The following is a 14341-nucleotide window of genomic DNA, read 5'->3' on the forward strand; positions in this document are numbered from 1 at the left end:
GCGGAGTGTACAGCCCGACGAATCGTGATTAGGGTGCCCGATGACCCCGGAAATACGAACAGAAAGTGAGCGGTACGTGCTGCGAGACGCCACCGGAGACGACGTTAACCTGATGTTGTCCTGGCGTAATCTCCCGGTCAATCGACAGGTCAGCAAGACCGACCACGTGATCAGCGCCGAGGAGCACCGGCGGTGGTGGGAGGCGGTGCGCACCGACCCCGCCCGACGGGTGTTGACCTACCTGCACGACGGCGTGCCCGCCGGCACGGTCACCTTCTTCGACCTGCGGTTCGACGGTTTGCGTATCGGGTCGTGGGGGTTCTTTCTGGACGCCGAGGGGTTGGCCGGGCGGGGAGCCACCCTGCCCGCCTGGCTGGCCGTGATGCGGGCGGCCGTCGCGTACGCCTTCGACGTGCTGGCCCTGGACCGGCTCGACGGCGAGGTACTCGCCCACAACACCGTGGTACGTCGGATGAACCGTCGTTTCCGGTTCGTGGAGGGCGTCGGGCGCGTCGAGGTGCACGACGGTCGGGAAATCACCGTCATCCCCATTTCACTGCACCGCGACAACCGCCGTCGGCGCTGATTCGACGCGCCGTCCAGGTCGCGTTCACGAGACGTTCGACAATTGTTCCCGACCTCGGCGGAAACGGGCCCGAGAGTGCCCGCCATTCACGGCCCGAGCGGCCCGGGTTAACCGCAGGGCGTCGGCCTGTTAACCCACCGCCCCTAGCGTTCCCACCCGGCCGGCTGTGGCGTCGCCGGCTCACCGACGACCACGGGAGCACCACATTGAGCGAGCTGAACGGATCGTCCATCCTCGTCACCGGGGGCACGGGTTCCTTCGGCCGGACCTTCCTCCGGCACCTCCTGCACGAGGTCGACCCGGCCCGGGTGGTGGTCTTCTCCCGTGACGAGCTGAAGCAGTACGAGCTGCGTCAGCAGCTCGGCGACGACCCGCGACTGCGCTGGTTCATCGGCGACATCCGGGATCGGCACCGGCTGACCCGGGCCATGCACGGGGTGGACCACGTGGTGCACGCCGCCGCGCTCAAGCAGGTCGACACCGCCGAGTACAACCCGTCGGAGTTCATCGCCACCAACATCACCGGGTCGCAGCACGTCGTCGACGCGGCGATCGAGGCCGGCGTACGTAAGGTCATCGCGCTCTCCACCGACAAGGCGTCCAGCCCGATCAACCTGTACGGCGCGACGAAGCTGGTCGGCGACAAGCTGTTCGTCTCCGCCAACCACTACGCGGCCCCGCACCCCACCCGCTTCTCGGTGGTGCGCTACGGCAACGTGGTCGGCAGCCGGGGTTCGGTGGTGCCGCTGTTCCGCCGCCTCGCCGCCGAGGGCCGCAGCCTGCCGATCACCGACAAGCGGATGACCCGATTCTGGATCACGCTGGACCAGGCGGTGCAGTTCGTCCTGGACTCGTTCGACCAGATGCAGGGCGGCGAACTGTTCGTGCCGCGCATCCCCAGCATGCGCATCCTCGACCTGGTCGAGGCGGTCGCCCCGGAGGCCACCACGCACGAGGTCGGCATCCGCCCGGGCGAGAAGCTGCACGAGGAGATGATCGCCCCGGACGACAGTCGCCGGACGCTGATCGCCAAGGACCGCTTCATCGTGCAGCCGACCATCGCCACCTGGGGCTACCAGCCGCCGGTCGGCTGCGAGCCGGTGTCGGACGGGTTCGCGTACCAGTCGGACACCAACGACGAGTGGCTCACCGTGCCGCAGGTGCGCGCCATGCTCGGCCTCACCGCCCTCGCGGCATGACGTCTCACCACACCGGTGCGATGCTGCCGTACGGTCGGCAGTCGGTGACCGAGGAGGACGTCGCCGCCGTGGTCGCCGCGCTGCGCAGCGACTGGCTCACCACCGGCCCCGAGGTCGCCGCGTTCGAGGCGGAGCTGTCCCGGTGGGCCGGCGGCGCCGGGGTGGCGACGGTCTCCAACGGCACGGCGGCGCTGCACGTGGCGTACGCGGCGGCCGGTGTCGGCCCCGGCGACGAGGTGGTCGTGCCGCCGACGACGTTCGTGGCGACCGCGAGCAGCGCGCTGGCGCTGGGCGCGCGGATCGTCGTCGCCGACGTCGAGGAGGAGACGTACACGCTGGACCCGGCGGCGTTGGCCGCCGTCGTCACCGAGCGGACCAAGGTCGTCACCGCCGTGGACTACGCCGGCCATCCGGCCGACTACGACGCGCTGCGCGCCGCGATCGACGGTACGGGTGCCACGCTGCTCGCCGACGCGGCGCACTCGATCGGGGCCGCCTACCGGGGTCGGCCGGTCGGCACGCTCGCCGATGTGACCACGTTCTCGTTCTTCCCCACCAAGAACATGACCACCGCCGAGGGCGGCGCGGTCGTCACCGGCGATCCGGAGCTGCTCACCCGGGCCCGCCGGTTCCGCAACATCGGGCTGGTCCGGGAGCGCGACGAGCAGCGGTGGCCGGACGAGGGCGGCTGGCACCAGGAGGTGCACTCGTACGGGCTGAACTACCGGCTGCCCGACGTGCTCTGCGCGCTCGGCCGCAGCCAACTGCGCCGCCTCGACGCGTTCCTGGCCCGCCGGGCCGAGTTGGTGGCCCGCTACGACGAGGCCCTGGCCGACCTGCCCGGCGTGCTCGTCCCGGGGCGGCGGGACTGGGCCGCACCGGCCTGGCACCTGTACCCGATCCGGGTGCGCGACGGTCGCCGTCGACAGGTGTACGACCGGATGCGCTCCGCCGGCATCGGCGTGCAGGTCAACTACATCCCGGTGCACTGGCACCCGGTCTTCGCCGACCTCGGCCACCGGCGCGGCGCCCACCCGGTCGCGGAGGCGTTCTATGCCCAGCAACTGTCGCTGCCGCTCCATCCCGGCCTGCGCGACGCCGATGTCGACCGGGTCGTGGACACGCTCGCCGCGGCGCTGCGCGGCGCCCGGGTCCGGTCGGCCGCCTGAGAGGACCCGATGCACCACGCGAACCACTTCTACGGGCACGCGCACGTGCTGGCCCGCTACGCCGGACTGGGTGACGGGCATCCGCCCCGGATCGACGGGTACGTGCAGCACGGCTGGAACATCGGCGACGGGCTGGCACCCGGCCACCCGTACGCCGACCGCGCCCCCAGCCTGCTCTGGTCCGAGCAGACCCGGCGACGCGCCTGGTCGGTGGGGCGACGCAACGTCACCGTGATCGGGGCGCCCTTCGCGTACCTGCTGGCGACCCGGGCCGCCGAGCCCGCGCCCGAACGGGAGGGCACCATCTGGTACCCGTTCCACGGCTGGGAGGGGCAGCACGTCACCGGTGACCACCGGGAGCTGATCGCCCGGATCCGGGACACCGAGCCCGGCCCGGTCACCGTCTGCCTGTACTGGCACGAGCACCGGATGCGTCGGGTCCGCCGACTCTACGAGAACGCCGGGTTCCGGGTCGTCTGCCACGGCTACCGGGGGCACTGGTGGAAGGACACCGATCCGCTGTTCCTGGACCGGCAGCTCGACGAACTACGCCGCCACCGGCGCGTGGCGTCGAACCGGCTGACCAGCGCCATCTTCTACGGCATCGCCGCCGGGTGCGAACCGGCCGTGTACGGCGACCCGATGACGCTGGCCGACGAGGACCCCACCTTCGGCGGCACCGCCCGCATCCGCCGCCAGTGGCCGGAGCTGCACGGCGAACACCTGCACCTGGCCACCGCCGTGGAGATCACCCGCGCCGAACTGGGCACCGACCACCGCTACCCGCCCACCGCCCTGCGTGAACTGCTGGGCTGGGCGAACCCGGACGAGGAGACGACGTGACGACCGAGACGGCCGTGACGCTGCCCGGCGGCGAGATGCCGACCTGGTCCGACGAGGCCGCCGACGCCGGCCCGCTCGCCACGCTGGTGGCCCGACTGGTGCCCGACGACGCGCGGGTGTTGCTGGCCGGGCCGCACGACCCGGCGGTCCTGGACGCGCTGGCACACACCCGGGTCACCGCGCTGCTGCGCGGCTACCCCGACGCGGCGGCGCTCGCCGGACAGGTCGACCGGATGGTGGTGGCCGGTGTGGCGGGGCTACCCGCCGACGAGGAGTACGACCTGGTGCTCGCCGCCGCCGGGCTGGACGCGATCGAGTCGGTCGAGGGCCCCCGGTTCGGGTGGGACGCCCGGCTGCGGCGGTTGGCGGCGGCCGTACGCCCCGGCGGGACGCTGCTGCTGCGGCTGGACAACCCGCTCGGCGTACACCGACTGGTGGCCGACTCCCCCTGGTACGCCGACCGCGCCGACGCCGCGTGGACCGTCGGCGGGGCACTCGACCCCGACCGTCCGGCCGCCCTGGACCAACTCCACCCGAGGCTGGCCGACGCCGGGCTGCGAGCGGGCGGCTGCTACGCCGGATACCCCCGCCCGGACCTGACCACCGCGCTGCTGGCGACCGACCGACTCACCCGGCACACCGACTCCGGACTCTTCGACGCGCTGTTGCAGCGCAGTTGCACCGAGGGGTTCGACGGCCGGTTCGTGCTGGCCGACCCGGCCCGGCTGGCCGTGGACGCGCTGCACGCCGGCCGGGCGGTCGAGCTGGCCCCGTGCTGGCTGGTGCTCGCCCAACGGGTCACCGACACCGCCGGGAGCGGTCCGGCCCCCGCCGGACTGCCGGTGGCGCTGGTGCGCGCCGACGGCACGGGTGGCCCGGTCCTTCAGGTGCTCGACGGTCCACCGGGCTGGCGGTGGCACGGCACGGCACCGACCGGACGGACCACACCCGCCACCGCGCCGTACGCGAGCCGACGGGCCGCCCACCGCGACCCGGCGGCACCGGACTGGCCGGTCCCCGACGGGCGGCTGCTGCGGACCCTGCTGCTCGACGGCTGTCTGCGTCGCGACACCGGCCGGTTGCGTCACCTGCTGCGCGGATACGCCGACTGGCTCGCCGGGCAGGCCGAGCAGGGTCGGCTCGGCGGGGCGGCGGCGCTGGCCGGGGCGGACAACCTGGTCGTCGCCGGTGACCGCTTCGCGGTGCTCGATCCGAGTTGGCGGGCCGACGACCCGTTGCCGGTCGACGTGGTGCTCGCCCGCACGCTGTGGCGCTTCGCCACCGAGCTGGTCACCGGCGGGTACGCCCACCCGTGGACCTCCACCCTCGACGTGGCGGGCCTGACCGTGGTGCTCGGCGGGGTGGCCGGGCGGGACTTCGACCGCACGGTGGTGGACGCGGCGGTGGAGACCGAGGCCGCCCTCGGTGCCGCACAGCGGGGCCTGGACGCCGCCGGGCGCGCCGACCTCGACGCCCACCTGCGCGCGGTCACCCCGACCGACCCGCCGTCCGGCCCGCGCAGCTACCAGCAGCTCCACGAGGCGTGGCGACGCCAGCGCGAGGAGAACACCCGGATGGCCGCGCTGCTGGCCTGGACCGAGGAACTGCTCACCTCGCGGGAACGCGCGCTGCGTCGGGCCGAGGCGACGGTCAACCTGCTCAGCGGCTCGCTCAGCTACAAGGTGGGCCGCCTCGCCATCACCCCGGCCCGGCTGGCCCGGCGGGGCGCACGGGCCGCCAAGCGACGGGCCCGCGCCGCGCTGGCCCCCCGGCAGCCGGAACCGAAGCGGACGGAGCGGTCGTGACCGAACGGTTCGTCGGCGTGGTGCAGGCCCGGATGGGCTCCACACGGTTGCCCGGCAAGGTGTTGCGCCCACTCGCCGGACGCAGTGTGCTGGGTCGGGTGGTCCGTGCCGCGCAGGACAGCGGCGTCCTCGCCGACCTGGTGGTGGCCACCAGCGTCGACCCCGGCGACGACGCGGTGGTCGCCGAGTGCGAGCGGCTCGGCGTGGCCTGGCACCGGGGACCGGTGGACGACGTGCTGTCCCGCTTCGTCGGCGCGCTCGACGCGCACCCGGGCGAGGCGGTGATGCGGTTCACCGCCGACTGCCCGCTGCTGGACCCGGAGATCGTCCGGCTGGTCGCCTCGGTGTACCGGGCCGTGCCCGGCCTGGACTACGCCAGCACGTCGATCGCCCGTACGCTGCCGCGCGGCCTGGACGTCGAGATCATTCGGGCCGAGGCGCTACGGACCGTGGACAAGCTCGCCACCGGCCATGACCGGGTGCACGTCACCTCGTACGCGTACGCTCATCCGGAGCGCTTCCGGGTGCTCGGGGTCACCCTCACACCGGACCGGTCCGGGCTGCGGCTCACCCTCGACACCGAGCCGGACTGGCAGGTGGTCAGCGCCGTGGCCGCACACTTCGGTGACGTCGCCGTGCCGCTGGCCACGCTCGCCGACTGGCTCGACGGACGCCCCGAGCTGCGGGCGCTCAACGCCGAGGTGCGGCAGAAGCGGTTGGAGGAATGCTGAGCACGGTACGGGTCGGTCTGCGCTGCGACGCGGACCCGCAACGCGGCGTCGGGCATCTGGTGCGCTGTCTCGCCCTCGGCGAGGAACTGCTGGCCCGGGGCGCCACCGTCGAGGTCTTCGGCACGGTCACCGGCGTCGACTGGGCGGCCGGTCGACTCGCCGCCCGGGGCATCCCGCTGCACCCCGGCCCGGACACCCCGGACGCGCTGGTCCGCGCGGCCCGACGGCACGACCTGGACGTGCTGGTGCTCGACTCGTACGATCTCGACCCGGCCTGCGCCGGTGCGCTCCGCGAGGCCGGGGTGCTGACCCTGGCCGTCGTGGACGGCGACACCCGGGGACAGGACGCCGACCTGTTCCTGGACCAGAACCTCGGCGCCGACCTCACGGTGCGTGCCGGGCGGCTGTTGGCCGGCAGCGCGTACACCCTGCTAGGCGACTCGGTGCTGACCGCCCGCCCGGCGACGCCCCGCCCGGCGACGCAGGTGGAGCGGCCCTCGGTGCTGGCCTTCTTCGGCGGCACCGACGCGGCCGGAGCGGCACCTGTCCTGGCCGAACTACTGATCGCCACCGGGCGGCCGATGACGCTCACCGCCGTCGTCGGGCGGCCCGAGATCACCGGGCGACTCACCGCGCTGCGCACCGGACCGGGTCAGTCGCTGCGGCCGGTGCCGCCCACCGACGCCCTGCCGGACCTGATCGCCGCCGCCGACCTGGTGGTCAGCGCGGCCGGCACGTCGACCTGGGAGCTGTGCTGCCTGGGCGCGCCGTCGGCGCTGGTCTGCGTGGTGGACAACCAACGCGAGTCCTACCACCGGGTGGTCGCCGCCGGGCTGGCCGCCGGGCTCGGCGAACTGCCCGACCTGGTCGCCGACGACACCGCCCGGACCGCCGCCGTCCGACTCCTGGACGAACTGCTCGAAAGCGACGTCCGCCGGGCCGCCCTCTCGGCCCGCGCCCACGCGGCCGTGGACGGGCGCGGCCGGGGCCGGGTGGTCGACGCGGTGCTCGACGCCCTCGACCACCAGTGGATCGCACAGGTGTACTAAACCCCTGCTAGGGTGGCCTCATGTCGCAGGCCGCGTACCAACCGTCGATGCTCGACGTCACCGACGCGCCCCCCGCCCTCGGCCCGCTGGCCGGGCGGCTGCGCCGACACCCGCTGAGCCACGGCGCCTGGGTCGACCACCTGCCCGGCTGGGTGCACGGCTCCGACCAGGTCCTCGACGTGCTCCGCCGGGACGTGCCGTGGCGGGCCGAACGCCGCACCATGTACGACACCGAGGTCGACGTGCCCCGCCTGCTCTGCTGGTACGCCGCCGACCGCCCACTGCCCCACCCGGTGCTCACCACCGCCCGCCAGACGCTGACCCGGCACTACGCCGACGAGCTGGGCGAACCCTTCGTCACCGCCGGCATGTGCCTCTACCGCGACGGCCGCGACAGCGTGGCCTGGCACGGCGACACCCTGGGCCGCTCCGCGCACACCGACACCATGGTCGCCATCGTCTCGTTCGGCTCGCCCCGCCAACTCCTGCTGCGCCCGCGCGGCGGCGGCACCGCCCTGCGCTTCCCGCTCGGGCACGGCGACCTGGTCGTGATGGGCGGCTCCTGCCAACGCACCTGGGAACACGCGGTGCCGAAGACCGCCCGACCGGTCGGCCCCCGGGTCAGCGTCCAGTTCCGCCCGGCCGACGTCGCCTGACCGACCCCCGGGACGGGCCCGACCGCCGACGCGACGGGCCCGACCGGGACGCGGTCAGTCGCGGTCGATCTGGTGACCGACCACCGTCGGGCCGAGCATCACGGCGAAACCGGAGCCGTCCCGACGCGGATCGGCGGCCGGCAACTCCACCGGCTCCCCGTTCGCGGTGGAGCCCACCGGACGCGGACCGATCCAGCCCACGACCACGTCGGTCTCCCCCTTGAGGAACCGCTGCGCCCGCACCCCGCCGGTCGCCCGCCCCTTCACCGGGTACGCCGCCAGCGGCGTCACCTTCACGGTCGCCCCGGTGGAGGTGACCACCATGGGCTCGCCGTGCTCCGGATCGTCGGTGCGTACCGCACCGAAGTGGACCACCTGCGCGTCACCCGGCAGCGCGATGCCCGCCATGCCGCCACCCTTGAGCCCCTGTGGACGCACCGTGCCCGCCGGGAAACGCAACAGCGACGCCGCGCTGGTCAGGAACGCCAACGTCTCGGCGCCGTCGGTCAGCCAGGTCGCCCCGACCACCTCGTCGCCCGCGCGCAGCCCGATCACCTCGAACTCGTCCGAACGCACCGGCCAGTCGGGGGCACAGACCTTGACGACACCCTGCCGGGTGCCCAACGCCAGACCGGACGAGCCCTCGGCGGTCGCACCCAGCGGCGCCAGCCCCACCACCGTCTCCCCCGGCGCCAGCGGCACCAGCTCGGCGGCGGACATCCCGCCACGCAACGACACCGTGCCCGCCTGCTCCGGCAACACCGGCAGCGGCAGCACGTCGACCTTGAACGCCCGCCCCGCACTGGTCACCAGCAGCACCCGGCCCCGGGCGGTGGAGTGCACCACCGCGCGTACCGCGTCGTGCTTGACCCGGCCGTGCCGACGCCGCCCCTCGGCGGCCTCCTCCGACTCCGCGGCGGTACGCGCCACCAACCCGGTGGCGGACAGGATCACCTGACACGGATCGTCGGCCACCTCCAGCGGCCCGGCCGGCACGGACGCCGCCAGCACCTCCTTGAGGTCGCCGTCGACGAGGGTCGTCCGGCGCGGCGCGGCGAACTGCTTCACCACCGCGGCCAGCTCGTCGGAGACGACCTTCTTGAGCACGTTCTCGTCGTCCAGGATGGTGGACAGCTCGGCGATCTCCCCGCGCAGCTTCTCCTGCTCGGCCTCCAGCTCCAGCCGGTCGTACTTGGTCAACCGGCGCAGCGGCGTGTCCAGGATGTAGGTCGCCTGGATCTCGGAGAGCTTGAACTGCCGCATCAACCCGCTCTTGGCCGCCTGGGCGTCCTCGCTGGCCCGGATCAGCTTGACCACCTTGTCGATGTCGAGCAGCGCGATCAGCAGGCCGTCGACCAGGTGCAGGCGCTCCTCCCGCTTGCGCTTGCGGTAGGAGCTGCGCCGGGTCACCACCTCGTAGCGGTGCGCCAGGAACACCTCCAGAAGCTCCTTGAGCCCCAGGGTGCGCGGTTGGCCGTCGACCAGCACCAGGTTGTTCACGCCGAAGGACTGCTCCAGCGGGGTGAGCCGGTAGAGGTCGGCGAGCAGCGCCTGCGGGTTGACCCCGACCTTGCACTCCACCACGAGGCGGGTGCCGCTCTCCCGGTCGGTCAGGTCCTTGACGTCGGCGATGCCGGTCAGCCGCTTGGTCTTGTTCACCTCGTTGGTGATCGCCGCGATGACCTTCTCCGCGCCCACCCCGTACGGCAGCTCGACCACGGTGATCGCCTGCCGTCCCCGGCTGCCCTCCAGCGGGCCGATCTCCACCTTGCCGCGCATCCGCACCACGCCACGCCCGGTCTCGTACGCCCGACGCACCTCGTCGAGGCCGAGCAGCAGGCCACCGGTGGGCAGGTCGGGACCGGGCACGAACTCCATCAGCTTGTCGAGCGTGGCGGTCGGGTGCCGGATCAGCCAGCGGGCCGCCGAGACGACCTCGCCGAGGTTGTGCGGGATCATGTTCGTCGCCATCCCGACCGCGATCCCGGAGGCCCCGTTGACCAGCAGGTTGGGGAAGGCGGCCGGCAGCACGGTGGGCTGGGTCAGCGAGCCGTCGTAGTTGGGCTCGACGTCGACGGTCTCCTCACCCAACTCGCCGACGAGCAGCATCGCCTCCCGTGACATCCGCGCCTCGGTGTAACGCGCCGCTGCCGGTCCATCGTCCGGGGACCCGAAGTTCCCGTGCCCGTCGATGAGGGGGGTGTTCAGCGAGAAGTCCTGCGCCAACCGCACCATCGCGTCGTAGATGGCGCTGTCGCCGTGCGGATGGTATTTACCCATCGTGTCGCCGACGATGCGGGCCGACTTCACGTGCGCCCGGTCCGGCCGGTAGCCCTGCTCGTACATCGACCAGAGGATGCGCCGGTGCACCGGCTTGAGGCCGTCCCGGGCGTCCGGCAGGGCGCGCGAGTGGATGACCGAGAAGGCGTACTCCAGGTAGGAGTCGGAGACCTCGGTGACCAGCGGGTTGTCGACGATCCGCGCGCCCGCCCGGTCGAACGCGGAGTGGTCGACCTTGGTGTCCTTGCGGCGTGCCATGGCTCAGCTTTCCTTCCGGAACCGGTGGTCAGGCGTCGATGGCGTCGCGGTCGACGCGGTCGGCGGAGTCGATCAGCCAGTTGCGGCGCGGCTCGACCTTCTCCCCCATCAGCAGGTCGAGGATCCGCTCGGCGGCGTCGACGTCGTCGATGGTGATCCGGCGCACCGACCGGGTGGCCGGGTTCATCGTGGTCTCCCACAACTCGTCGGCGTCCATCTCACCGAGACCCTTGAAGCGCGGCACCGGCGTGACGATCTGCTTGCCGGCCGACGCCAGCTTGCGCACCGTCGCCTCCATCTCCGCCTGGGTGTAGGTGTAGATGGTCTCGGGGTTGCGCCCCTTGGTGGTGATCTTGTGCAGGGGCGGCATCGCGGCGTAGAGCCGGCCCGACTCGATCAGCGGGCGCATGTAGCGGGCGAAGAGGGTGATCAGCAGCGTCCGGATGTGCGCGCCGTCGACGTCCGCGTCGGCCATGATGAGCACCCGGCCGTAGCGCAGCGACGACAGGTCGAAGGTACGCCCCGAACCCGCGCCGAGGACCTGCACGATCGCCGCGCACTCGGCGTTGTCCAGCACCTGCTGGAGGTTGGCCTTCTGCACGTTCAGGATCTTGCCCCGGATCGGCAGAAGCGCCTGATATTCCGCAGAACGGGCAAGTCGCCCGGTGCCCAATGCGCTGTCGCCCTCGACGATGAACAGCTCACTTCTGTCGATACCCGCGGCCCGGCAGTCGACCAGCTTGGGCGGCATGGACGCGCCCTCCAGGGCGGTCTTGCGCCGGGCGGCGTCCTTCTGCTGCTTCTGGGTCAGCCGCACCCGGGCCGCGTCGACGATCTTCTGGAGGACCGTCCGGGCCTCGGTCTTGGTCCTACGGTCGTCCAGCCAGGACTTGACGTGCTGCTCGACCAGGCCCTGCACCACCTTGACCACACCGGCGGTGGACAGCTCGTCCTTGGTCTGCGAGGTGAACTGCGGCTCGGGCACCCGCACGTGCACCACCGCGGTCATGCCCTCCAGGACGTCGTCCAGCGTGGGCGCGTCCTCCTTGGCCTTCAGCAGGCCACGGGTGTTGCGGACGGCGTCGGCGAGGGTCCGCGCCAGCGCCCGCTCGAAGCCCTTGCGGTGGGTCCCGCCGTGCGCGTTGCGGATGGTGTTGGTGAAGCACTCGACGGTGCGCTCGTAGCCGGTGCCCCAGCGGAAGGCCACCTCGATCTCGGCGCGCCGCTGCACGTTGGACTGCATCACGCCGTTGGCGTCGGCGGCGTTCTCGCGGTAGGTCCCCTCGCCGGTGACCAGCAGGGTGCCGGAGACCGGTCGGTCGCCGCCCGGGGCGAGAAACTCCACCATGTCGGTGAGCCCGTTCGGGTAGTGGAACCGCTCCTCGGTGGGCTGCTCGCCGGTGAGATCACGCAGGGTGTAGCTGACGCCGGGGACCAGGAACGCGGTGTGGCGCAGCTTGGCCCGAACCGCGTCGTGGTCGAGGGCGGCGCCGGTCTCGAAGTAGCGGGGGTCGTACCAGTAGCGGATCGAGGTGCCGGTGCGCTGGTTGCGCTTGACCGCGCCGACGATCTGGAGGCCCGGGCCGGGGGTGAAGGAGGCGTCCGGTCCGTCGCCGTCGAAGATGCCGGGCACACCGTGCCGGAACGACATGGTGTGCACCTTGCCGCCCCGCCGGACGGTGACGTCGAAGCGGCGGGACAGCGCGTTGACCGCCGAGGCGCCGACGCCGTGCAGGCCGCCGGAGGTCTTGTAGCCGGAGCCGCCGAACTTGCCCCCGGCGTGCAGCCGGGTGAGGACCAGCTCGACGCCGGAGATGCCGGAGCGGGCATGCACGTCGGTGGGGATGCCGCGCCCGTCGTCGTCGACCTGCACCGAGCCGTCGGGGTGCAGGATGACCTCGATCTTCGTGGCGTGACCGGCCACACCCTCGTCGGTGGAGTTGTCGAGAATCTCGTTGACGAGGTGGCCCACGCCACGACTGTCGGTGGAACCGATGTACATGCCGGGACGCTTGCGGACGGCGTCCAGCCCCTCGAGGTGGGTGAGGTCGTCGGCCCCGTACAGGGTCTCAGGCTCTGCGGTCAACTGGTCGTACTCCCCGGTCTCGGCGATGTGCTGCACCGCACCGTCGGCGGTCGGCCCGGCGCGGGCACGCCGCAGCGAGCGTAGCCGCACGCCCCGACAAGCCGAGCGGACACCCACGCGGCACGCCGCGTGGCGGCGCTGCTGGTGGACCTTGCCGCGGTCAACGTCCGGGTGTCCGGCGTTATGCCCGGCCCCCGGTGCGCGTGGTGCGGGCGTACGCCTCCGGCGTCCCTGGCGTCCCGGTGCCACTCATGTTTCCCATGGTTGACGTGCGTCACACCCGCGTGATGTCATCACGTTCTAGAGGATCTTTCATATTTCCATGAACGGATGGGGAAGCCATGTCCGGGTTGCGTCGTACCGCCGCGTTGGCCCTGGCCATCGCCACAGCGGCCGTCACCACCACCGTCGCCGCGTCCGCCCCCGCCGGGGCGGCTCCACCCACCGCGGCGGTCGCCCTCGGCGACAGCTTCATCAGCGGCGAAGGCGCCGGGGCCTACCAGCCGGTGGCCGACTCGACCGGCGTCGCGCGGGGCTTCCCGGGGTGGACAGCGCCGAACAGTGACGCCTTCTTCTGCCACCGGTCCGGCAACGCCTCGCTGCACCAGGCGTCGCTGCCCGGCATCCAGGCCCGGTTCAACCTGGCCTGCTCCGGTGGGCAGCCGCACGACATCGCCGCCGCCTCGTCGGCCCGCGCCAACGGGCGTCAGGTCGCCGCGCAGCTCGACCAGCTCCGGACGGTCGCCCAGACCCACGACATCGACCTGGTGCTGATCGGTCTCGGCTCCAACAACAGCTCGTTCACCTTCGGCGGGGTCGCCGAGAAGTGCGCCAACCGGTTCATCGCCGACGCCTGGACGGGCTGGTGGGAGTTCTGGGCGTACCTGAACGGGCCGGTGGAGCAGAAGCCGTGCACCGACGCCGACCTGGCGACCCCGGCGCAACTCGCCGCCGCCACCGCCGAGACCACCGCGGCCGTGCGGCAGATCCTGACCACGCTGCGCGAGGTGGACGCCGACGGCCAGCACCGCGTGGTGTTGCAGGACTACACCAACCCGCTGCCGCTGGAACTGGAGGCCGGATACCACTCCGAGGACAGCCGGGACGACACCCGGGACAAGTTCCGCGCGCTGGGTGCCGAGCGGTACGCGGCCGGCTGCCCGATCCACCGCGCCAGCCTGGCGCCCGGGCACCGGTTCTCGCAGGGCCTCGGCACCATCGTCAGCTCCGCCCGGAGCACGCTGGCCGCCGAGTTCCCCGACGTCGACCTGGTCTACCTCAACGTGCAGCGGGCCTTCGACGGCGCCCGGCTCTGCGAGCGGACCAACAGCCCGACGGGCACTCTGGCCACCCCGATCCGGTTGCAGGACAACCCGCCCAACGGCACCTTCGTCACCAGCCTCTCCGGCAAGGACAAGATCGCCATTCAGCGGATCGCCAACACCTGCGTGACCTACTTCCAGACCTGCCAGGAGTCGTGGCACCCGAACGCCGCCGGACACCAGGTGCTCGGGCAGTGCCTGACCGGCGCGGCCACCACCGCCGCCCGATCGGTGGCCTGCGTACGCGCCTCGAACGGCACGATCAGCGTCTCCTGAACCACCCCCGAGGGGCCGTCCCGACGCGACCACCCGCGCGTCGGGGCGGCCCCGCGCCCTGCGTGGATTAGCCGGTGCGGA

General features: G+C 72.6%; 11 protein-coding genes. 9 read left to right on the top strand and 2 right to left on the bottom strand.

What is annotated here, in order from left to right; translation table 11 throughout:
- Nucleotides 1-40: 40 nt before the first annotated feature.
- The 8 genes from ACIBMZ_RS05445 (at nucleotide 41) to ACIBMZ_RS05480 (ending at nucleotide 8038) form a co-directional block, all read left to right on the top strand.
- Nucleotides 41-586: a GNAT family N-acetyltransferase gene (locus tag ACIBMZ_RS05445; protein WP_396691347.1), complete on the top strand. Its 546-nt coding sequence runs from the start codon at nucleotides 41-43 to the stop codon at nucleotides 584-586.
- Between the two features lie 206 nt (nucleotides 587-792).
- Entirely contained in the window at nucleotides 793-1785 is a 993-nt protein-coding gene (pseB, locus tag ACIBMZ_RS05450) for a UDP-N-acetylglucosamine 4,6-dehydratase (inverting) (RefSeq protein WP_396691349.1), read from the top strand.
- Nucleotides 1786-1805: 20 nt separating this feature from the next.
- Nucleotides 1806-2954 carry a DegT/DnrJ/EryC1/StrS family aminotransferase gene (locus ACIBMZ_RS05455; protein ID WP_396691875.1) on the top strand — a complete coding sequence of 383 codons (1149 nt, stop codon included), beginning with the start codon at nucleotides 1806-1808 and terminating at the stop codon, nucleotides 2952-2954.
- A 9-nt stretch (nucleotides 2955-2963) separates the two neighbouring features.
- The gene (locus ACIBMZ_RS05460) at nucleotides 2964-3797 is read left to right on the top strand and encodes a hypothetical protein (protein ID WP_396691351.1); all 834 of its coding nucleotides are present in this window, start codon (nucleotides 2964-2966) and stop codon (nucleotides 3795-3797) included.
- A complete protein-coding gene (locus ACIBMZ_RS05465; RefSeq protein WP_396691353.1) occupies nucleotides 3794-5602 on the top strand; it encodes a class I SAM-dependent methyltransferase in 1809 nt (602 codons plus the stop codon). The genes ACIBMZ_RS05460 and ACIBMZ_RS05465 overlap by 4 nt, the downstream gene beginning before the upstream one ends.
- On the top strand, nucleotides 5599-6333 hold the full coding sequence (locus ACIBMZ_RS05470; protein ID WP_396691354.1) for a cytidylyltransferase domain-containing protein: 735 nt from the start codon (nucleotides 5599-5601) through the stop codon (nucleotides 6331-6333). The genes ACIBMZ_RS05465 and ACIBMZ_RS05470 overlap by 4 nt, the downstream gene beginning before the upstream one ends.
- Nucleotides 6330-7382, top strand: a complete 1053-nt coding sequence (locus ACIBMZ_RS05475) for a PseG/SpsG family protein (RefSeq protein WP_396691876.1) — start codon at nucleotides 6330-6332, stop codon at nucleotides 7380-7382. The genes ACIBMZ_RS05470 and ACIBMZ_RS05475 overlap by 4 nt, the downstream gene beginning before the upstream one ends.
- Nucleotides 7383-7402: 20 nt before the next feature.
- Nucleotides 7403-8038 carry an alpha-ketoglutarate-dependent dioxygenase AlkB gene (locus tag ACIBMZ_RS05480; protein ID WP_396691356.1) on the top strand — a complete coding sequence of 212 codons (636 nt, stop codon included), beginning with the start codon at nucleotides 7403-7405 and terminating at the stop codon, nucleotides 8036-8038.
- A 54-nt stretch (nucleotides 8039-8092) separates the two neighbouring features.
- Here ACIBMZ_RS05480 and ACIBMZ_RS05485 read toward each other — a convergent pair whose 3' ends face one another.
- Complete coding sequence (locus ACIBMZ_RS05485; RefSeq protein WP_396691357.1) at nucleotides 8093-10576, bottom strand: DNA topoisomerase (ATP-hydrolyzing) subunit A; 2484 nt, start codon at nucleotides 10574-10576, stop codon at nucleotides 8093-8095.
- Between the two features lie 28 nt (nucleotides 10577-10604).
- Nucleotides 10605-12662 (bottom strand): type IIA DNA topoisomerase subunit B, encoded by a 2058-nt coding sequence (locus ACIBMZ_RS05490; protein WP_396691877.1) that lies wholly within the window; start codon nucleotides 12660-12662, stop codon nucleotides 10605-10607.
- A gap of 341 nt (nucleotides 12663-13003) precedes the next feature.
- Between ACIBMZ_RS05490 and ACIBMZ_RS05495 the strand changes: the two genes are divergently transcribed.
- A complete protein-coding gene (locus tag ACIBMZ_RS05495; RefSeq protein ID WP_396691358.1) occupies nucleotides 13004-14260 on the top strand; it encodes a hypothetical protein in 1257 nt (418 codons plus the stop codon).
- The last annotated feature ends 81 nt before the right edge of the window (nucleotides 14261-14341 follow it).

Origin of the sequence: Micromonospora sp. NPDC049900 (genome assembly GCF_044461025.1) — a bacterium.
Classification (GTDB): domain Bacteria; phylum Actinomycetota; class Actinomycetes; order Mycobacteriales; family Micromonosporaceae; genus Micromonospora.